At 58.5% G+C, this 19,151-nt stretch carries 19 protein-coding genes and 2 pseudogenes; 8 read left to right on the forward strand and 13 right to left on the reverse strand.

Annotation, left to right across the window (positions count from 1 at the left end):
* Positions 1–338: 338 nt before the first annotated feature.
* Together ACA073_RS15610 and ACA073_RS15615 are read left to right on the forward strand one after the other, a co-directional pair.
* Positions 339–686, forward strand: a pseudogene (locus ACA073_RS15610) (DUF6124 family protein).
* A gap of 209 nt (positions 687–895) precedes the next feature.
* Positions 896–1,815: pseudogene (locus ACA073_RS15615) on the forward strand (LysR substrate-binding domain-containing protein).
* Here the strand turns inward: ACA073_RS15615 and ACA073_RS15620 are convergent.
* Positions 1,736–2,329, reverse strand: a complete 594-nt coding sequence (locus ACA073_RS15620) for a DinB family protein (protein WP_497397507.1) — start codon at positions 2,327–2,329, stop codon at positions 1,736–1,738. The pseudogene ACA073_RS15615 and the gene ACA073_RS15620 overlap by 80 nt on opposite strands.
* Positions 2,330–2,743: 414 nt before the next feature.
* Here ACA073_RS15620 and ACA073_RS15625 point away from each other — a divergent pair, with 414 nt between their 5' ends.
* Positions 2,744–3,061: a DUF2388 domain-containing protein gene (locus ACA073_RS15625; protein WP_497397509.1), complete on the forward strand. Its 318-nt coding sequence runs from the start codon at positions 2,744–2,746 to the stop codon at positions 3,059–3,061.
* Positions 3,062–3,130: 69 nt separating this feature from the next.
* Here ACA073_RS15625 and ACA073_RS15630 read toward each other — a convergent pair whose 3' ends face one another.
* Positions 3,131–4,060, reverse strand: a complete 930-nt coding sequence (locus ACA073_RS15630) for a pyridoxal-phosphate dependent enzyme (protein WP_497397511.1) — start codon at positions 4,058–4,060, stop codon at positions 3,131–3,133.
* Between the two features lie 102 nt (positions 4,061–4,162).
* Positions 4,163–4,954 carry an SDR family NAD(P)-dependent oxidoreductase gene (locus ACA073_RS15635; RefSeq protein WP_497397513.1) on the reverse strand — a complete coding sequence of 264 codons (792 nt, stop codon included), beginning with the start codon at positions 4,952–4,954 and terminating at the stop codon, positions 4,163–4,165.
* A gap of 123 nt (positions 4,955–5,077) precedes the next feature.
* On the opposite strand from ACA073_RS15635, the gene ACA073_RS15640 reads away from it, so the two are divergent.
* Both ACA073_RS15640 and ACA073_RS15645 read left to right on the forward strand, forming a co-directional pair.
* On the forward strand, positions 5,078–6,025 hold the full coding sequence (locus tag ACA073_RS15640) for a GlxA family transcriptional regulator (RefSeq protein ID WP_497397515.1): 948 nt from the start codon (positions 5,078–5,080) through the stop codon (positions 6,023–6,025).
* A 114-nt stretch (positions 6,026–6,139) separates the two neighbouring features.
* Positions 6,140–6,799 (forward strand): methyltransferase family protein, encoded by a 660-nt coding sequence (locus ACA073_RS15645; protein WP_497397517.1) that lies wholly within the window; start codon positions 6,140–6,142, stop codon positions 6,797–6,799.
* 107 nt (positions 6,800–6,906) lie between these two features.
* Here ACA073_RS15645 and ACA073_RS15650 read toward each other — a convergent pair whose 3' ends face one another.
* The 6 genes from ACA073_RS15650 to ACA073_RS15675 form a co-directional block, all read right to left on the reverse strand.
* On the reverse strand, positions 6,907–7,575 hold the full coding sequence (locus ACA073_RS15650) for an HAD-IA family hydrolase (RefSeq protein WP_497397519.1): 669 nt from the start codon (positions 7,573–7,575) through the stop codon (positions 6,907–6,909).
* Between the two features lie 130 nt (positions 7,576–7,705).
* Positions 7,706–8,113 carry a response regulator gene (locus ACA073_RS15655; RefSeq protein WP_497397521.1) on the reverse strand — a complete coding sequence of 136 codons (408 nt, stop codon included), beginning with the start codon at positions 8,111–8,113 and terminating at the stop codon, positions 7,706–7,708.
* A gap of 382 nt (positions 8,114–8,495) precedes the next feature.
* Positions 8,496–8,756: a pentapeptide MXKDX repeat protein gene (locus ACA073_RS15660; RefSeq protein ID WP_497397523.1), complete on the reverse strand. Its 261-nt coding sequence runs from the start codon at positions 8,754–8,756 to the stop codon at positions 8,496–8,498.
* Positions 8,757–8,808: 52 nt separating this feature from the next.
* Positions 8,809–9,588, reverse strand: a complete 780-nt coding sequence (locus tag ACA073_RS15665) for a molybdopterin-dependent oxidoreductase (RefSeq protein WP_497397525.1) — start codon at positions 9,586–9,588, stop codon at positions 8,809–8,811.
* Positions 9,585–10,193 carry a cytochrome b/b6 domain-containing protein gene (locus tag ACA073_RS15670; RefSeq protein WP_497397527.1) on the reverse strand — a complete coding sequence of 203 codons (609 nt, stop codon included), beginning with the start codon at positions 10,191–10,193 and terminating at the stop codon, positions 9,585–9,587. The genes ACA073_RS15665 and ACA073_RS15670 overlap by 4 nt, the downstream gene beginning before the upstream one ends.
* Positions 10,194–10,372: 179 nt before the next feature.
* Complete coding sequence (locus ACA073_RS15675; RefSeq protein WP_497397529.1) at positions 10,373–12,010, reverse strand: hypothetical protein; 1,638 nt, start codon at positions 12,008–12,010, stop codon at positions 10,373–10,375.
* A gap of 261 nt (positions 12,011–12,271) precedes the next feature.
* On the opposite strand from ACA073_RS15675, the gene ACA073_RS15680 reads away from it, so the two are divergent.
* A complete protein-coding gene (locus ACA073_RS15680; RefSeq protein WP_497397531.1) occupies positions 12,272–13,213 on the forward strand; it encodes a class I SAM-dependent methyltransferase in 942 nt (313 codons plus the stop codon).
* Positions 13,214–13,260: 47 nt separating this feature from the next.
* On the opposite strand, the gene ACA073_RS15685 is transcribed toward ACA073_RS15680, so the two are convergent.
* The 3 genes from ACA073_RS15685 to ACA073_RS15695 all read right to left on the reverse strand — a co-directional run bounded on the left by ACA073_RS15685 (position 13,261) and on the right by ACA073_RS15695 (position 15,346).
* Complete coding sequence (locus tag ACA073_RS15685) at positions 13,261–14,097, reverse strand: IS3 family transposase (protein WP_497397024.1); 837 nt, start codon at positions 14,095–14,097, stop codon at positions 13,261–13,263.
* The gene (locus ACA073_RS15690; RefSeq protein WP_497397533.1) at positions 14,094–14,396 is read right to left on the reverse strand and encodes a transposase; all 303 of its coding nucleotides are present in this window, start codon (positions 14,394–14,396) and stop codon (positions 14,094–14,096) included. Before ACA073_RS15690 ends, ACA073_RS15685 begins: the two co-directional genes overlap by 4 nt.
* Positions 14,397–14,572: 176 nt before the next feature.
* Positions 14,573–15,346 carry a helix-turn-helix transcriptional regulator gene (locus ACA073_RS15695; RefSeq protein ID WP_497397535.1) on the reverse strand — a complete coding sequence of 258 codons (774 nt, stop codon included), beginning with the start codon at positions 15,344–15,346 and terminating at the stop codon, positions 14,573–14,575.
* 111 nt (positions 15,347–15,457) lie between these two features.
* Here ACA073_RS15695 and ACA073_RS15700 point away from each other — a divergent pair, with 111 nt between their 5' ends.
* Both ACA073_RS15700 and ACA073_RS15705 read left to right on the forward strand, forming a co-directional pair.
* Complete coding sequence (locus ACA073_RS15700; RefSeq protein ID WP_497397537.1) at positions 15,458–16,561, forward strand: polyamine ABC transporter substrate-binding protein; 1,104 nt, start codon at positions 15,458–15,460, stop codon at positions 16,559–16,561.
* A 164-nt stretch (positions 16,562–16,725) separates the two neighbouring features.
* Complete coding sequence (locus ACA073_RS15705) at positions 16,726–17,844, forward strand: DmpA family aminopeptidase (protein ID WP_497397539.1); 1,119 nt, start codon at positions 16,726–16,728, stop codon at positions 17,842–17,844.
* A 576-nt stretch (positions 17,845–18,420) separates the two neighbouring features.
* Here ACA073_RS15705 and ACA073_RS15710 read toward each other — a convergent pair.
* Positions 18,421–19,038 carry a TetR/AcrR family transcriptional regulator gene (locus ACA073_RS15710; protein WP_497397541.1) on the reverse strand — a complete coding sequence of 206 codons (618 nt, stop codon included), beginning with the start codon at positions 19,036–19,038 and terminating at the stop codon, positions 18,421–18,423.
* Positions 19,039–19,151: the final 113 nt, after the last annotated feature.

A 19,151-nucleotide genomic window follows, 5' to 3' on the forward strand; every position in this document is an offset into this window, starting at 1 on the left:
AAAGCGCTGTAGGTAACTTGATGAAAGCTACAGCGCCTTGCGTCATTGCCTACGGTTACGCCAGAAACCGCCGGCTTGTGCGCCTTGGGCCCGGGTTCTATCGTTTGCCGGTCGCTGAAAAACAGCGATCGGGTTTGGTAGCCCGGGTGATAGTAAGGTGCAAAGCATCATGATTCGCAGCGTTTATTCGAACTGCATTATGGTGGTCATGCACAGGGCGTCTTCGGGCGCGCCGGTTTCCTTACGTCCCGGTCTACCAACCTGCGCATGGCCGCCACCCTTCGTTTGGTAGCGAAAGTGATGGTCTCCCCCTGTTAATGACGTAAGGAGTTCCATCGATGCCCAAAGTAACGCCCAACCCGCCAGACACCGATCCGACATCCTTCTCCGCAAACTTCGACCCGGAAAAACCCGAAGAAACCTCGGACCGCATCCCGTCCTACGCCGACATCCGGGCCACCCCGCGCAGACCGTGCACGATGTACGTCATCGACCCGCAAATCGATGTCGAAACCCTGTTGGGCAATGCGTGCTAATCGCTGGCCTCCGCCCATGTCATGACCATGGACCTGGCGGATCGCACGCACGGCACCAGTCGCAACACCCTGCTGGGCATCGCGCAAGTGATCATGCTGGGGGAACTGTCGGTGAACCGGGCGCTGGACCAACTCGATCCAATCGAGTAGCCACTGCCGTTGTGGTGAGGGGATTTATCCCCGTTGGGGCGCGCAGCGGCCCTAAAACCTGCAACCGCGGTCATTCAGGAAAACCGCGTGCACAGGATTTACGACTGCTGCGCAGCCGAACGGGGATAAATCCCCTCACCACAGTAAATCCTCCCACTACAAGGGGTGAACTGGTCAAGTCATCCCGGACACCTACGAGTAGCCCCGCCATGAACCGCAACGACCTGCGCCGCGTGGAACGAACCTGTTGGTGGTTTTCGAAACCCTGATGTTCGAAAAGAACCTGACCCGGGCCGGGGAAAAGCTGTTCCTCGGCCAGCCTGCCGTCAGTGCCTCACTGGCCAAGTTGCGCGATCTGTTCGACGACCCGCTGCTGGTGCGCAACGGTCGAGTGCTGGAGCCAACCCAGCGCGCGCTACAGATTCTTAAAGAGTTGCAGCCGGCGATGGATACCATTTCCGGCGCGGTCAGCCGGGCCAAGGATTTCGACCCGTCCACCAGCCGCGACGTGTTTCGCATCGGTCTGTCAGACGACGCTGAATTCGGCCTGTTTCCGCCGCTGCTCAAGCAAATCCGCGAAGAGGCACAGAACGTCGTAGTGGTGGTCCGGCGGGTGAATTTCCTGCTGATGTCCTCCATGCTCGCGTCCGGGGAGATTTCCGTCGGGATCAGCTACACCACGGAACTGCCCGCCAACGCCAAGCGCAAGAAACTGCGGGACCTGAGCGTGAAGATCCTGCGCGGCGACAATCGTCCCGGTGCCCTGACGCTGGATGATTATTGCGAACGGCCGCACGCGCTGGTGTCGTTTTCCGGGGACCTGACCGGCGCCATCGACAACGATCTGGCGCGCATTGGTCGCTCACGCCGCGTGGTGCTGGCGGTGCCGCAGTTCGCCGGGCTACGCGCCCTGCTGGCCGGCACCGACATGCTCGCCACGGTGCCGGATTACGCCGCGAGTGCGCTGATCGAAGGCAGCAGCCAGTTGCGAGCCGACGACCCGCCGTTTGACATCGTGCTGTCCGAGCTGTCGATGGTGTGGAACGGGGTCAACGATAACGATCCGGCAGAACGTTGGTTGCGCTCGCGAATAGCCCGACACATGTCGGCGCCGTTGCCGGGGCATTGACCGAGTTGAAGCCCGGATCGGTCTCGCGCAGGAAAATCGGCAGGTCCGTCATCGGCGGCATGGCCGGAATGTCGAAGTACATCTGGATCACCCAGCCACGGTGATAACTGGCGTGATTGACCACGTGCAGCAGCATCGCGCCGGCGCTCATGGTGCCGCTTTCGCCCGAGACAAACGTGAACTCGACGGGTTTTTCCAGCGATGCCTCGGTCTGCCATTCGCTCCAGTCGCAGTACCAGTGATCGATGTCCTTTTGCGCCAGGCGCAGATCGGCGAGGTCGGGATGCAGCAGATCGTGTGAGGTCTTGAAGCCGTGTCCCCGGCCTTCGAGGTGAGCCTTCCAGATGCAGTCCACCACGTAAATGTGGTTCAAGGTGCCGATCATGTTCTTGAACACCGAGACCCGCGTTTTGTTGACCTCGCCCGGCGGCAAATCAGCCAGACTGTCGAAGAGCTGCTGATCGGCCCAGCGTTTGTACTCGGCCAGCATGCGGGCTGTGCGTACGTTGATCATCAGAGGTCTCCCATTGCAATGGGCACTCTGCAAAGCATAGCCCTCATGGCGTGGGGACGCGCGGACACTGATCGTCGGTCGGTCAAAACGTGCCGGGGTAACTGCCTTGCTCAGGGTTTTGTGCAGGCGCTCGATCTCGAACGGAACGGGCAGTGAATTGATATGAAGATCAACAGATCGCAGCCTGCGGCAGCTCCTACAGGGGGCGCGAGCACCCGATGAATTCCGGCTGCATGCAGTCGGTGTAGGAGCTGGCGCAGCCTGCGATCTTTTAAAGGCGACGAGGCCTGCCTGGCAGATCCGCGGCGGCTGGTTGAAGTGATAGTTCGTACCGCAAGGAACTCCTGACAGTCGCCGCGTATCCTAAATTATGTGGTACTTCCTTTACGCTTCACGCTTTCGGAGGAAACCGTCATGCGCCGCCTGATCATCATCTCTTCCCTTGTGTTGTGCTTACCCTTCGGTTCGGCTCTCGCGAAAGTGGATGCGGGCGATGTGGCCACCTCGGCCGGGGTTTCTGCTTCGCTGTACTCGACCTTCAAGGACGACAAACTCATGATCCCCGCCCGGGATGACGCCTCCAGCTTCGTGGCCAGTGGCGGTGCGATTCGTGGCGTGTATCTGGAATCGGTCATGCAGCAGATCCGCCAGGACAATCCCGGACTGAACGCCAGCGACGAAGACCTGGCCAGAGCCATTCTGATCCAGGACGGCACCGCTGCCGGGCAATGAAGGCTGAAACCCTCGCGGCGGGGCTTGTGACACCTGGCCAGGCGTTTACGGTCCTGCTTCGCTTTCCGGCTACTTTGCGCCTTCAGCGGATGAACGCGCCCATCCGGCAACGAGTTGTGCGTTGATGCTGACGCCACCGCAGACCACGATCACCACGTCATGGGCATCGGCAATTGCCGGGTGGTCCAGATAGCCGATGGCCAACGAAACACCGCACGCCGGTTCAACCAACTGACGTAAATCGTTGGCGTAACGCACCACGCCCATGATCGCTTCGTCATCACCGAGCACCACGCACTGGTGAGGAAAATCGAGGATGTGTTGCACTGGCCAGGCAGCCACTTGAGCCGCGCCGAGCGAGGTGGCAACGGTGTCGATGCGCGAAAGCCTGACGGGATGCCCGACCTTGATCGCAGCCGAAAAAGACGCCGCACCCTCGGTTTCGCAAGCGACGATCCGGCAATCCATACGGCCATGCCGAATCAATCCCGTGAGAAGGCCTGCCAGCAAACCACCGCCCCCCACCGACGTCACCAGCGTATCGACTTGAGGACAGTCCTCGAGAATCTCATCGATCATCGTACTGTGACCTTCCCACAACACCGGATGATCGAAGGCAGGCACGTATTCTGTGCCTGCCCCTTGTGAAAGCTCCTTCGCCCGCTGATTGGCGTCGTCCCAGACCTTGCCGTGAACGATCACTTCGGCACCGGTTTTGCGAATCCTCGCGCGAGTGCTTTCCGGGGTGGTGTGCGGCACCACGATGCAGGCTTGCAACCCCAGGCTGGCCGCCGCGACAGCGGTGGCGAAACCGGCGTTGCCACCCGAAGGACAGACCACCTTGCGCTTGCCCGCGGCCTTTGCCTGGCTGCACAACAGCCCCATGCCACGCAGTTTGAACGAGCCGCTGGGTTGCAGGTTTTCCAGCTTGAGCCAGATCCGCCGGGTGGGGGTCGACAAGCCCGGGTGCAGGATCAGGGGGGTTCTGATGTGAAGCATGTCGGGTTCCTCGGGCGCGCACCGACTTGTCGAGGTTTTCAACAAGCCGGTGTTGAACGGTCCTTATCCAAGCTTAGATCACCCTGGCCCGAGCCTGCCGTTTCAGCGATAACGGGGTGCCGCCGCGGCGTTGCCGAACAAGCCCGACAGGGTTTTGCGCTGGGCTTCGTAACGATCCCACTGCGCGCCGTCGTGCAGTCCCGGAATGGTCACCACTTCGCCATTCGCAAGCCCTGCCAGCGCGGCATCGACCATGTCCTCGGCAGTCATGACGATTTCCTGCGGCAGGTTTTCCACCGGGTTGCCAGCCTCGCTCCAGAAATCGGTGGCGGTGGCGCCAGGCAGTACGGCCTGAATGCGAAGGCCTTTGTCGGCCAGTTCATGGTGCATGGATTGGCTCAACCCCAGAACGAACGCCTTGGTCCCGCCGTACACGCCGTTGAGAATTTCCGGCGCGATCGCCACGATCGAGGAGATGTTGATCACCGTGCCGTTGCCACGGGCGACAAACCCGGGCGCCACGGCGTAGGCCAGACGCATCAGTGCGGTGACGTTAAGGGTGATCATGTCTTCCATGTCATCCACCGGGCTGCCCAGCAAAGGCATGACTGCGCCGACCCCGGCGTTGTTGACCAGCAAGGTAATGCTGGCGTCCGTGCGCAAAATCCCTTCGACTCGGCGCAGATCGGCCGTGTCTTTCAGATCGGCAGCGACGACTTCCACGGCGCGCCCGGTTTCGTTGCTCAGGTGATTGGCCAGGGCATTGAGTTTGGCCTGGTTGCGAGCGACCAGAATCAGGTCGTAACCCTGACGCGCAAGACGGTCGGCGTAGACCGCGCCGATGCCGGAAGAAGCGCCCGTGATCAGCGCGGTACCTTTGGATGAGAGAGCCATGTTCAGTGTCCTTTACAGTGAGGCGAGGTATTCGCCGGGTGTGAACAGTTATAAATGCACTCACGCTCGTCTCAAATGACGTTTAAAGTACGTTTTAAGGACATGTCCTTTGAGGGCCAAGCAATGACTTCCGTGGCGTTTGTGGTGTTTGAGGGTTTCCAGTCCATGGCGCTGGCGGCCATGCCGGTGTTCGAGTACGCCAACTTCAGCGCTGGCGAAGCGCTTTACGAAGTCAGCGTACTGTCCGAGGACGGCCGTACCTTGCGTGCGTCCGGTGGTTTGAGTGTCGGCACCCAGGCGTTCGATGAGCGGGTGTTCGATACGGTGATCGTGGTCGGCGGCGATGCCATCCTCAAGCAGGCGCCCGAGGGTGTATTGGATTACCTGCGCGCCAGCGTTAAAACCGCGCGACGTACGGCGTCAATTTGCTCCGGGGCATTCGTCCTGGCCCAGGCCGGTTTGCTCGAGGGACGGCGGGCGACCACGCACTGGGCTTATGCGCGGGAACTGCAAGCGCGGTTTCCGTCGATCAAGGTGGAAGAGGACCGCATCTACGTGGTTGACGGTTCGATCTGGACTTCAGCCGGGATGACGGCCGGTATCGACCTGGCACTGGCGATGGTCGAAAAGGATCACGGCGCCGAACTCGCCCGTTCCGTGGCGCAGAAACTGGTGATGTACCACCGGCGGGCGGGCGGTCAGTCCCAGCATTCGGCGCTGCTGGATCTGGAGCCGAAATCCGACCGCATTCAGACCGTACTCGGCTACGCCCGGGAACACCTCGCCGACGCGTTGTCGGTGGAACAACTGGCGAACGTGGCGAGGCTCAGCCCGCGCCAGTTCAGCCGGACGTTTCGCGCCGAAACCGGCCAGTCGCCGGCCAAGGCCATCGAGAACCTGCGCCTGGAAGTCGCCCGGCAAATGCTGGAACGCGGGCGACTGAACCTCGATCAGATCGCCACCGAAACCGGCTTCAGTGATCGCCGGCGTATGCGTGAAGCCTTCCTTCGGGCGTTCGGGCAGCCGCCTCAGGTGATTAGGCGCAACGCCCGTTCCGAAGCCACTTCGTAGGAGCTGCCGCAGGCTGCGATCTTTTGATCCTCGGTATTAAAAACCAGATCAAAAGATCGCAGCCTGCGGCAGCTCCTACAATGATGGGTGTCAGATTCACGTGTGGAGGTGCGGATGAAAATCTCGGCCAGGCTGGCATTTTTCGCCATCGTGAGCACCCTCGCCTACCTCGGGCTCGCGGTGTGGGGGTTGGGCGGATTTGCCGCGTTTTTCTCGCATGCGGCGTTGGTGGTCGTTGCCTTGGCGACCCTGGCGATGGTGATCGCGTCGCTGTTCACCGAGGTCAATCTCAGCTCGGGCGAACGGGAAGACCGGGCCAATCGCTGGGTGCTGCCGGCCTTCGGGGTGATCGGGATATTGAGCGGTTTTTTACCGGCCTACACCGACCGAATCGATTTTTGGACCTTTGGCGGGGAAGGCGTGCGCTGGCTCGGGGCGTTGCTGTTCATCGTCGGCGGCGTATTGCGAATGTGGCCGGTGTTTGTGCTGGGCAAGCGTTTCAGCGGGCTGGTGGCGATTCAACCGGGGCACCGACTGGTCACTGATGGAATTTATCGAACGTTGCGCAACCCCAGTTATTTGGGGATGTTGGTCATTGCCCTGGGTTGGGCGCTGGCGTTTCGTTCCGGCGTTGGCCTGGTGTTGGCAGCGCTGACGGTGATCCCGCTGATCGCCCGCATTCACTCCGAAGAAGCGCTGCTGCGTGCGCAGTTCGGCAGTGAATATGAGGTGTATTGCAGCCATAGCTGGCGGTTGATTCCCGGGGTGTATTAGTCAAACACATACCCATGTGGGAGCGGGCTTGCTCGCGAATGCTATGTATCAGTCGACATTATTGTTGACTGACACTCCGCCTTCGCGAGCAAGCCCGCTCCCACATTTTAGATTGTGCGTAGGCGGATCAGGCCGGTGGGGTCGAGTTGGGCGTTGACTGAGTCATAACTGACCATCGTCGCATGCGACGTTTCGATCGGATGTTCGTGGGTCGAGGTGATGATCAACAAGTCTGCCCCTGCCGCCTCCGCCGCGAGAATACCCACCGTGGCATCTTCGAAGATCAGGCAATCGGTCACTTCGACACCCAACCGTCGCGCCGCCAATCGATAACCCGCAGGATCGGGTTTGCCGGCGCTGACATCTTCCGCCGTCACCATCACCACAGGTTCGGGAATCCCCGCCGCCGCCATCCGTCGCAGCGCCAGTGCCCTGGGCGCAGACGTCACGATGGCCCACTGACTGGCCGGCAATGACGTCAGGAAATTCGCCGCACTGGCCACTTCGACAATCCCTTCGACGTCATCGATTTCCGCTTGGGTAATCCACGCCGCTTCAGCCTCGGCATCGACACCCGGCAAGGCCTGGCGGTTGACGGTGTCGATGGCCCGAGCGCCATGAATGGTCGGCAGGAAAGACTCGACATCCACCCCGTGGCGCAAGGCCCAGGTGGTCCAGATGCGCTCGGCGGCGGCGATGGAATTGAGGACGGTGCCGTCCATATCAAACAGAAAGGCGCGATAAGGCTTGTTGAAAACCGAATGTTGAGCTGACAAGGATGAGCGTCCTTTTGCAAGAGCCGGGCGGGTTTGTCAGCAATGTACACGACCCGTGTAGGAGCTGCCGCAGGCTGCGATCTTTTGACCTTAAAAGCGAAGATCAAAAGATCGCAGCCTGCGGCAGCTCCTACAGGGTGCGGTGCGATCTCAATGCACCTTCCACGCAATCCAGCAATTGCCCAAGCGCCCAGGGTTTCTTGATGAAGGAAACCTCATGCCTCACACCGGAAGTTTGCGGCGTTTCGAAGCCGGACATGATCATGATCGGCTTGTCCGGCCAGCGGTCGCCGAACAGATTGGCCAGGTCCGCGCCATTGAGTTTGCCGGGCATGGTGATGTCTGTGAGCAACAACACCACATTACCTGCGTGCTGTTCGAGGTAAACCGCCGCCGCATCCGCGCTGGTCTGCGGTTCAACTACAAAACCCTCCTCCTGAAGAATTTCGCAGAGAAACTCCAGGATCAGCGGGTCATCTTCAACCACAAGAATCAACCCGCCTGGAAGGTGCTCGCCCGCCATCGATACTGGACACATGACTTTGCCACTCCCTGATCGCCTAATGATTTCGCGGGTTCAAATCCGCTGCTTACAGGTATGAGCAGCGGGCTCGGCGGAAATTCATTTTTGATAAAGGGTGTCGATGAAATTAGGCGTCCTGCAATATCAGATCGGCGCCTTTCTCGGGCACCATCGGCGCCGCCACATGCGTATTGCCGGTCACTGCATGACTTTGCGCATCAGGTTTGCGGGGCTGTAACCATTAAAAGTCATGGGGCATGATCTAAGGTCACACCACTGTAAAACCTGTGGGAGCGGGCTTGCTCGCGAAGGCGGTGTATCAGGCAACCATGATGTCGGCTGACACTCCGCCTTCGCGAGCAAGCCCGCTCCCACAGGGTTTTCAGGACGTTCGGAATTACTGCGACATGTTGTCCTTCTTCATGGCGTCTTTGGACATGGCGTCCTTCTTCATCGAGTCCTTGGACATGGCATCTTTCTTCATCGAATCCTTGGACATCGCATCCTTTTTCATCGTGTCTTTTTTCGTGGCGTCTTTGGACATCGAATCTTTGCTCATGCTGTCATTGCTCATGCCGTTGGTAGCTTCGGCGGCAAACACGCTGGCAGCGCCCATGGCGAGGCACATGGACAGAACGACGGTGGTTAACTTTTTCATGATGAAACTCCTTGAAGCACAGGTTGCGGACGAGTGAACTTGTCGGACGCCGTCAGCTGCCACCGAACCAGCTGTAGCCCTGGTCTTCCCAGTAGCCGCCGCTGTAGGTGTTGCTGACGAAAATCGCCTGGATGTGTTTGGGATTTTTGTAGCCGAGCTTGGTGGGCATGCGCAGCTTCATCGGGAAGCCGTATTCACGCGGCAATACCGCGCCGTCATAGGTCAGCGCCAGCAAGGTCTGCGAGTGCAGCGCGGTGGCCATGTCGATACTGGTGTAGTAATCGTCGGCGCATTTGAAACCGACATATTTGGCATCGGTGTCGGCACCGACCCGTTTCAGAAAGTCACTGAACCGCACCCCACCCCAGCGCCCGATCGCGCTCCAGCCTTCGACGCAAATATGCCGGGTGATCTGCTCGTTCTGCTCCATGGTACGCAGCTCTTCGAGGCGCCAAGTGCGCTTGTCGGCGACCAGGCCGGTGACTTCCAGTCGATAGCTTTCTTCCTCGACGGTGGGCGCCTCGTCGATGCCGTAGAAGGCGTTGAAGGGAAACGGCCGGGTGATCATCGATGCCGGATAAGTCGGTGCCAGCGCGTTGGGATTGAACAGCCAACCCTGTACACGATCGTTGAACCGCGACATGGACGACAACGCCGTCTCGACGCTTTCGTTGTCGGTGATGTTGCAGCCGGACAACATGGCCACGCCACCGAGGGTCAGGCTGCGCATCAGGAACGAGCGGCGCGAGCGGTCCTCGATCTGCGGGGCAATGATCTTACGGGCGTCTTTGAGGATGGAGGGCTCGTCCAGACCTTCGATGCGCTTTTTCATACGGACTCCTTGCGACCGACAATCATGGCCAACAGTGTTTTGGGCACGAGTGCGACCATCACCAGATGCACCGCAACAAAGGCCATCAACAGCGCCATCGCGATGAAATGCACATGCCGTGCGGTTTCGTAGCCGCCGAGTAATTCACGCAACAGCGGAAACTGGACGGACTTCCACAACACCAGCCCGGAGATCACCAGCAGCGTGATGTCGACCATCACAAACAGGTACGCGACCCGTTGCACCTGGTTGTAGTGACTCAAATCGGCATGCCCCAGCCGCCCGCGCAATGCGGCCCACAGGTCATGCAAAACACCTTTCGGCGACACCGGGAAAAAGCGTCGTGAGAGACGGCCACTGACGAGGTTGATGATCAGGTAGATGAGGCCGTTGATGGCGAGGAACCACATCGCCGCGAAATGCCATTGCAATGCACCGCCGAGCCAGCCGCCCAGCGTGATGCCTTTGGGAAAACTGAAGTCGTACAGCGGGGACGCGTTGTAGATCCGCCAGCCGCTGGTGACCATGACCAGCACCGCGAGGGCGTTCAGCCAATGAGTCAGGCGCAGCCAGCGCGGATGGGATGATGCAGGTGATAGCGACATGATCGGCTCCCGGCGGTTGATCGTTGGAGCCGATTATGTGGGCCGACAGATCGCCAAATCCTCACGTAAAGTTAAATTAATCGTGATAACTCTGCGGGCAAGAGTTGCTTGTTTTTCTCTTGCAAAGAGCCGTCACGCTACGACATGAGTAGGGAAATAGGCCAGGCGTTAAAGCGGCTTCAATTTATCTTCAAACCATTTTTTTTAAGCTTGGCAATGTAAGCAGCATTTTCATCGTCTTCGCTCAGACTGGAATCGCTATCACTCGAAGTACCTTCCGACTCTTTCGGCAATTTTACATGCCTCTCCAAATCCGTTATTTCCCTTTCAGTCAGCTCATCGTAATCCCGAAAGCCAGCCTCAGGAAGCAAGCGCCGAACCGGATCAGTTAGATTGGTAAAGCGATGCTTGGCGTCCGGTTGATAATGACCGCTGCCATTGTTCCAAAACTTGACTTCCCCCTCTTCAAACAAAATCTCACCCGCAAAAAGCACAGGCTTACCGCCAGTTAGCGCGCTATGCCCATCTATATAGAGCGGCTGCTGATATCGATACCTGTTGAGCTTTCCATGCGAATCCCTTTCCCCGTTTCTCAAGCCGCAATAGACATGGTCAGGTTTATTTTCATGTATCACAAACGCGAGCACGCCTTCCAGGTCGTACTTCTCCCCTGTGCTTGATTGAATAAACTCGTATTGGTTTTGTTCATTTTTTGCAAATTCGAAAATTTGGTCAGGGTCAGCTATTTTTTGCATATGAGACTGATGCAACTCTTCTATTAACACCCTGGCCTTTTCAGGTGTACTCGACATTTGAGGTGGGGATAGTGTTTGGGCATACAATTGTGAATTGGACGAGGTGTCTACCTTATCAGGTGAAGCGACGTAGCGACCCCACAATTCTGGATCCTCCTCCCACGGCGAAGATACCGCCATGTTATCTCTATAGAACTTGACAGCATCGCCTAACACCTCACGACACAGATACAAATGGCGCAGTTCCTCCGCCAATATCCCATGTGCACCCGAACCGGTATTACTAACCACGTCTTCCATCTGGATGCCCTCCAGAAAATAATGGATGCGGGCCATCTCATTGCGCTGCGCTTGAATTGGCTGGGCCTTGCTGCCTTGCTGAATAAACCCATCAATCACGCCCTTACTTATACGAGAAAATAGACCAATGGCACATTCGTGAATACGTTGCCGCGCATTATCGTCGGCAAATTCTTTAAGAGCACCTGCAGAGTAAAGAGGGTTACTCATGCCTGCGAACAACTCATCGAGTTTATGCTGCGAAACAACTTTCGGAATGTCGGTAAAAATCTGGTTAACGCTTCCACTACCACTCTTTATCTTCCCCTCAACTTCTTCCATACAATTAAGAAACCCCTCGAAGTAATTTATGACGCCATCTACACCAGCATTTGTCGCCTCACCAGGCAACGTATTATTTACATCTGATTTCTTACGTTGCTTTTCTTCCCTCAGAACAATAAACATCAAGTCCGCCAGGTCATTCATTGTCTCCGGACTGTTGTTCATCTCTGTGAGATCCGAGTCAAAATCATACATTTCAGCCTGGCAAGCCATCATGTCAAAAATTACGAATAAACTATCCATCAAACGGGCCGGAGTCCATGCGCAAGCTCCCTCGGCCATACTGGAAGAGCGGCCTAACACTAAATCCCCCCTTGCTGGATTAAAGGAAGAACAAAAGTAATCCTTGGACGGTTGTTCTGCGGATATTGGCAAACCATTCTGAGTTGAAACAATTTTTACGTTCGATGCCATTGAAGAAATTTTAGATGGAAACATATTATTTATTTCATGCCGTAAATTGAGTGCAGTGTTTCTTGGGTGCAGGATGGCTTGTCGCGCAGCTTTGAATATCGATGCAATTTATGGCAATGCTGGCACTCGTAACCAATTGTTCAACGGGTGCGACGGCGTCCTGCCCTATGCCTGGGTACGTCGACCAGTGGTCACCTGATTGCTGGATCGACTCCCCCCGTTGCAGGTTCACGGAGCGCAATTGTGGTTAAAATGCCGCCCCCCTCAAATCGCCGACCCGACCCGATGAATTCAGAAGCGCTCACCACCCTCCACGACCATCTGCTGACCGCCCTGGCAGCAGCCCCCGCAGAAACCCGCCGACTGTTCCACGGTCGCGGTCGATGCTGGCCGGGTCTGGAGCAATTGACCGTCGACTGGTTGCAGGGCGTGGTGCTGGTGTCGCTGTTCAAGGAACCTGAAGCGGCGCAACTCGATGAGCTGAAACAGCGGCTGATGGAAATCACCCGGTCACCCGAGTGGACGCAATCCGGTGCGCATACCCTGGCGCTGCAGCATCGCTACCTCCTGCAAAGCACCACCGAATGGCTGGTCGGGGAAGTGATCGAGGACATGACCATCACCGAGGGCGGCTTGCGCTATCGCGTGGATCTGGGGCGCAAACAGAACACCGGGCTGTTCCTCGACATGCGCTATGGCCGCGATTGGGTGCGCGCCAATGCCGAGGGCAAACGCGTATTGAACCTGTTCGCCTACACCTGCGGTTTTTCGGTGGCGGCCATCGAGGGGGGCGCGGTAGACGTGGTCAACCTCGACATGTCCAGCCCGGCCCTGAACCGTGGCCGCGACAATCACCGGCTCAACGGGCATGACATGAGCAAGGTGAGTTTTCTCGGCCACGACCTGTTCAAGTCCTGGGGCAAGGTGATCGGTAAAGGCCCGTATGACCTGGTAATCATTGACCCGCCGTCCTTTCAGAAAGGCAGCTTTTTGCTGACCAAGGATTACCAGCGCGTGCTGCGGCGGTTGCCGGAGTTGCTCAGCCCGCAGGGCACGGTTCTGGCCTGCATGAACGACCCGGCGTTCGGTGCGGATTTCCTCATCGAGGGCGTGATGCGTGAAGCCCCAAGCCTGCGGTTTGAGCAACGGCTGGAGAATCCGCCGGAGTTTCCGGATGCGGATGTCGAATGCGGGTTGAAGGCGTTGGTGTTTCGGCAGTCCCTGTAGGAGCGAGCTTGAACTGGTCAAGTAATTTTGGACACCAGTTAAGGTTTTCACGCCGCCAGTTTCTCCATAGCTACCGGCGACCGGTAGTCGTTGTAGCTATGGAGTCTGACGTTGTTGTAACGCATCACATAACGCTGCACATCCACGCGGGCTTCATGCTCTGAGCGGTAGCCGTCTTCTGGCACCCACTCTGATTTCAGGCTCCCAAAGAAACGCTCCATCGGGGCGTTGTCCCAGCACTCACCTTTGCGACTCATGCTTTGCAGGAGTCCATGCTTGCGCATCTCATTCCTGAATTTATGGCTGGTGTATTGGCAGCCTTGATCAGAGTGAAACAGCACTTCTTTGGGACGGCCTCGCAACTCGACTGCCATTCGCAATGCTTCGCAGGTCAGCGTGGCATCGGAAATCATTGAAAACGACCAACCCACGATCCGGCGAGCGAACAGATCCAGCACCGCCGCAAAATACATCCAGCGCTTGCCGACCTTGATGTACGTCACATCGCCACACCACACCTGGTTGATCGCCGTGACATCAAACTTGCGCTTAAGCACATGTGGCGCCACCAGCGCTTCCACGCCGGAAGACTTGTACTTATGCCGCCTGCGCTGATGACTGGCGACACCGGCTTCGCGCATCAAACTGCGAGCCATATGTCGCCCGACACGATGCCCCTTGGCTTGCAGCTCCCTGGAAAGGGTGCGAGACCCTGCGGACGCTCTGGATTCCTTGTGATGCTCGACCAGCACGGCTTTAAGTTTCTCCCGCTCAGGCTTCACCTTGCCTTGGCGCTGACGCCAGGCGTAAAAGCTGCTGCGGTTGACTCCAAACGCCCGACAGCAATTGTTAACGCCGTACTGCTCGTCCAGCTCATTGATCAACGAGAATGATCTTTGGAGTCCAAAAGCAGGAGAGCACTGGCCTTTTTTAGGATTTCAATGTCCAGGTCTTTTTGCCTGAGCAACGCTTTGAGCTGCTGAATCTCTCGCTGATCGGCGGTAATCGCCTTGGCCCCCTCAGGGGGAGAACCCAAGCGCTCCTTGCGAACCTGATCGACCCAACGGCGCAAGGCGGTAGGGCCAATATCCAGACTGGTACAGACTTCTGGAACTGACCGGCCCTCGTCCAGCACCATGCTGGCAGCCTTGAGCTTGAACTCACTGGAATAAGATTTACGCATATCCAAACACCTCAGATTTGGGCGCCATCATAGCGCCCGATTGAAGTGTCCAAAATCATTAGGCCAGTTCAGCTTGCTTGCGATGGTCGTCAACGATAACGCTGGGAGCCTGATACCCCGCGGCGTCCTCAGGTCCATCGCGAGCAAGCTCGCTCCTACAGGGAGTCGGCGGTGACTCAACGCGGCTGCAACACCAACGCAAACAACTCCCCATGCCCGTTCACATTGAGCTTGTGATAGACATTGCGCCGATGCACCTTCACCGTTTCCGGCGAGATTCCCAGTTGCTGGGCAATCGCCTTGCTTGAGAAGCCCTGAAGAATCAACCGCGCCGTTTCGATTTCCCGCATCGTCAGGCGTGCGTCGAAGCGATCCAGCAGGGTCGCCAGGTCCCCGGCCACGGCCTCGACAGCCGAGCCTTCCGGCGGCATCAATTGCACATGTCGGCGCATCGCAGCCAACACCCAGTCACGCACGCACAGCAGTCGGCCCTGCTCTGCCAGGGTAAAGCGCGTCGAGCGACCCAGGGATAATCCCAGCACGGCACCGTCGGCGTTGATCATGAACTGCAACTCATCACCGCCCACCACCGAGCGGAAGTAGCTCAGGTAATACTCGCTCTGCTGAAACTGGTCGGGGGCCACCGATTCGAGGCTGTGCAAACCGTCGGCAATGCCGGCGCAGGCCGCCTGGTAAAACGGATCGAGCAGGTACATGCCGGCGCTGTAGTCGGCCAGCTCTTCAGTCTCTTCACCAACGCCCTTGGTGTCGAAATCAATCAGCAGGCGGGGCACTCGCCCGGGCGTCATCACCGCGACCAACGCGTTGTCCAGCGGCACCAGCAGCCGCAGCGTGTCGACCAGCGCGCGCCAGAAACCGTCCTGACCCAACGCGCCAAATACTCGCGCCAGCCCTTGATGCACCGGTAATTCCTTCAGCAACGCGTCCACGCCCTACCCCTTTCGAGTAACCCATGATGGGAATGGGTGAGTTCCCGGCCTGCCGATACGCTGCAAGCACCTGTTCATCACCGGCCTGCAGCAGGCCAGGAGTGCCGCATCATGAGTCGTCCCCGTCAACAGATCAATCTTGGACTGAGCGCCTGTTTGTGCGTTTCGCTGTCGGCGGTTGCTGCCGGGGGCCCGACGGTTCACGTTTACAACTGGTATGACTACATCGGCCCCAACACCCTGCACGACTTCAAGCGCGACACCGGGATCGAGCCGGTTTACGACACCTTCGACAGCGCCGAAGTGCTGGAAGGAAAACTGCTGACCAGCCGCAGCGGCTATGACGTGGTGGTGGCCAGTAACTTCAGCCTGCCGACCCTGATCAAGGCTGGTGCCCTCGCGCCCCTGCCCCATGCGCGGATGCCTGACTTCAAAAACATGGACACCGACCTGATGGCGAAACTGGCCAACAACGATCCAGGCAACCAGTACGCCGTGCCGTATCTGTGGGGCACCAACGGCATCGGTTACAACATCGACAAGGTTCGCGCCGCGCTGGGCGACAAGGCGCCGGTGGATTCCTGGGAGCTGGTGTTCAACGAAGCCAACCTGGCCAAACTCGGGCAGTGCGGCGTGGCCATGCTCGACTCGCCAGCCGAGATGCTGCCGGTCGCCCTGCACTATCTCGGTTTGCCGCCCAACAGCACCAACCCCGAGGACTACAAGAAGGCCGAAGCGCTGCTGCTGAAACTGCGTCCGCACATCGCCTACTTCAACTCGTCGAAGTTCATCAGCGACCTGGCCAACGGCAACATTTGCGTCGCGGTGGGTTGGTCCGGCGCGATGCTCGAAGCCAAGACCAACGCCGAGCAAGCCAACAACGGCGTGAAGATCGCCTACAGCCTGCCGAAGGAAGGCGCGCCGGTGTGGTTCGACACCCTCGTGTTACTCAAGGACGCGCCGCACCCGGAGCAAGGGCTGGCCTTCATCGACTACCTGATGCGCCCTGAAGTGATTGCCCCGGTCAGCGATCACCTGTCCTACCCGAACGGCAACCGCAGTGCGACGGCGCTGGTGGCGGATACGACCCGCAACAACCCGGCGGTGTACCCGTCCGCGGAGGCCTTGGCCACGTTGTTCACCCTTCAGCCCCTGCCGCCCGCTACCGAGCGGGTGCGCACGCGGATCTGGAGCAAAGTCAAAAACGGTCAATGAAACCTCCGCAATACCTGTGGGAGCGGGCTTGCTCGCGAAGGCGGCGTGTCAGTCGACATCATCTTTGCCTGATAAACCGTCTTCGCGAGCAAGCCCGCTCCCACAGGGTCCGTGTCCAAACTGTCCCCACTTTTTTCTGCCACGAATTGAAGATGAGAGAACCAATGAAACCACGTGCCCGCGACCTGAACCTCCAGTTCGGCCAACTGCAACCTGGCCCGCTCAATGCAATCACCGATGTACCCGGCGTCCGGGTCGGCCACAGCAATGTGCGAGGCCGCACCGCGAATGGCCGCGACATTCTGACCGGCGTCACCGTGATCGAGCCGCGTGCCGGTTCCACCAGTCAGCAGCCGTGCTTCGCCGGTGTCCATGTGCTCAACGGCAACGGTGATGCGACCGGTCTTGAGTGGATTCGCGAAGCCGGTCTGTTGACCAGTCCGGTCGCTTTCACCAACACCCACAGCCTGGGCGTGGTCCGTGATGCGCTGATCGTGCTGGACCGTGAACAGCAACCCGACGACGGCCGACTTTACTGGAACATGCCGGTTGTGTTGGAAACCTTCGACGGCTTGCTCAACGACATCAATGGCTTCCACGTGAAAGTCGAACATGTGGCCGAAGCCCTGCGCACGGCAACAGGCGGGCCGGTGACCGAGGGTGCGGTCGGTGGTGGCAGCGGCATGATTTGTCACGAATTCAAGGGAGGCATCGGCACCGCGTCGCGACGTCTGAGCAGCGCTCAGGGCGGCTGGACCGTTGGCGCCATCGTTCAGGCCAACCACGGCATCCGCAACGAATTGCGCGTCGACGGGTATCCGGTCGGACGCTACATGGAAAAGGCTGACTCGCCGTTTCTCAAGGCCTCGCTGCCGCATCCGGGGATGGGTTCGATCGTCGTTTGCCTGGCCACCGATGCGCCGCTGCTGCCCCATCAATGCACCCGCCTCGCCCAGCGCGCCAGCCTCGGCCTCGCGCGCACCGGCGGCGGCAACGAAGACCACAGCGGCGACATTTTTATCGCGTTCGCCACCGGCAACGATGTCCCACCCGCAGCTTATGAAAGCAAGAAGGCGCCGACAACCGACAACCTGAGCATGGTCAACAACGACCACATCAGCGAGTTGTTCCTGGCCGCCACCGAAGCCGTTGAAGAAGCGATCATCAACGCCTTGCTGGCCTCCGACACCGCCGAGGGCAATGGCCATGCGGTGCCGGGGCTGGACGCCGAAACGCTGCTCAAAGCCTTGCGTCGGGCCGGCTGGCCGGGCGAACAGGCATAACGGGATCGGGATGTCTGGACGCCGTCGGGAGATGGCGACCCAGACGGCACCGCCAGGGTGATCGCCTCGTCGTACGTCGACTGTGTGCTGCTGAGGGATGGTTGAAGAAGCGTGCGTGGCAAGGCTGGCAGGGATGCGACTAGCGGTACTTGAGTGCCAAACCGCATGTTCCTACGATGATTCTACGCAGCCGTTTGTTTGCTCAACTCAAGCGGTTGCGTAGCTGGTGAGTGATCTGAACCCCTACCAAGCTCACCGCTTGTTTCACGTGCATCTTGAGCCTCAAGGGCTCCAATACCTCCCCATCAAAGAGCCTTGAGGCTCTTTTTTAAGTGCACGAATGACAGACAAGAAAAAGCCGCTCACTGAAGCACGGGTGCCCACATTTGTGGCGAGAGGATTTATCCCCGTTCGGCTGCGAAGCAGTCGTAAATCCAAACAACTCCATTTGTCTGAACGGACGCTGGGGCCGCTTCGCGGCCCAACGGGGATAAATCCCCTCGCCACAAAGGTATGCACGACCCAATAGCGCGCTTAAGTGAACAGCGTTAGGCATCTGACCCGGCTTGGTGCTGGTCAGTCGGCGGAAATCGATCGCCACGCCGCTTGCGCAAGATTGTCCCTGTACGCCTTCGGACTGCCCTTCACCCGGCCCGATAACCATGTCCTGCAATAGTTGTCTGCCTGGCCAATGATCAGCGACAGCAGCAATTCGGCCGGAGAACCTTTCAACTCATCGCCTCTGGCCGAAGCCGACAGCCATTCCAGCAGTTGCTTGTTGCGCGCCTTGTTGCGGGTAGCCAGTTCGTCCTTGAAAGGCCCTTTGGTGACGGCAAATCGCGCGTGGTACTGGAAGCGTGCCCATTCGGGTTGGCTGTCGACCCAATCCACATAACTGTGCACCAGTGCATGCACGCCTTCTTGCGTTGTTTTCGCGTCGCTCAAGTAACTGTCGCGCAACCTGGCCTGATCGTCCAAAGCGGTGAAAAACAACGCGGCCACCAAACCTTCCTTGTTGCCGAAGTGGTGGTAAATCGCGCCCACGCTGGTGTCGCATTCAGCGCGGATCATTTCGATGGTCGTGGCCTCGATCCCCTGCTCGTTGAACAGTGTGAGGGCCTTTCGAAAAATGTCGCGCTTGAGTTCAGCGCGTCTTCCGGGGTAGCAGCGCTCGAGTAAATCTGACGTTTCCATGCTTGACACAGTCCCAAAAAACGAGGGTGAAGGCAGCTGACTGCCATCGGACACGTGGCGCTAGGTTGACAGATTTCCCATCGACAGAATACTGTTCCGTTACAGAACATTAT

The organism is Pseudomonas sp. LBUM1670 (assembly GCF_059695695.1).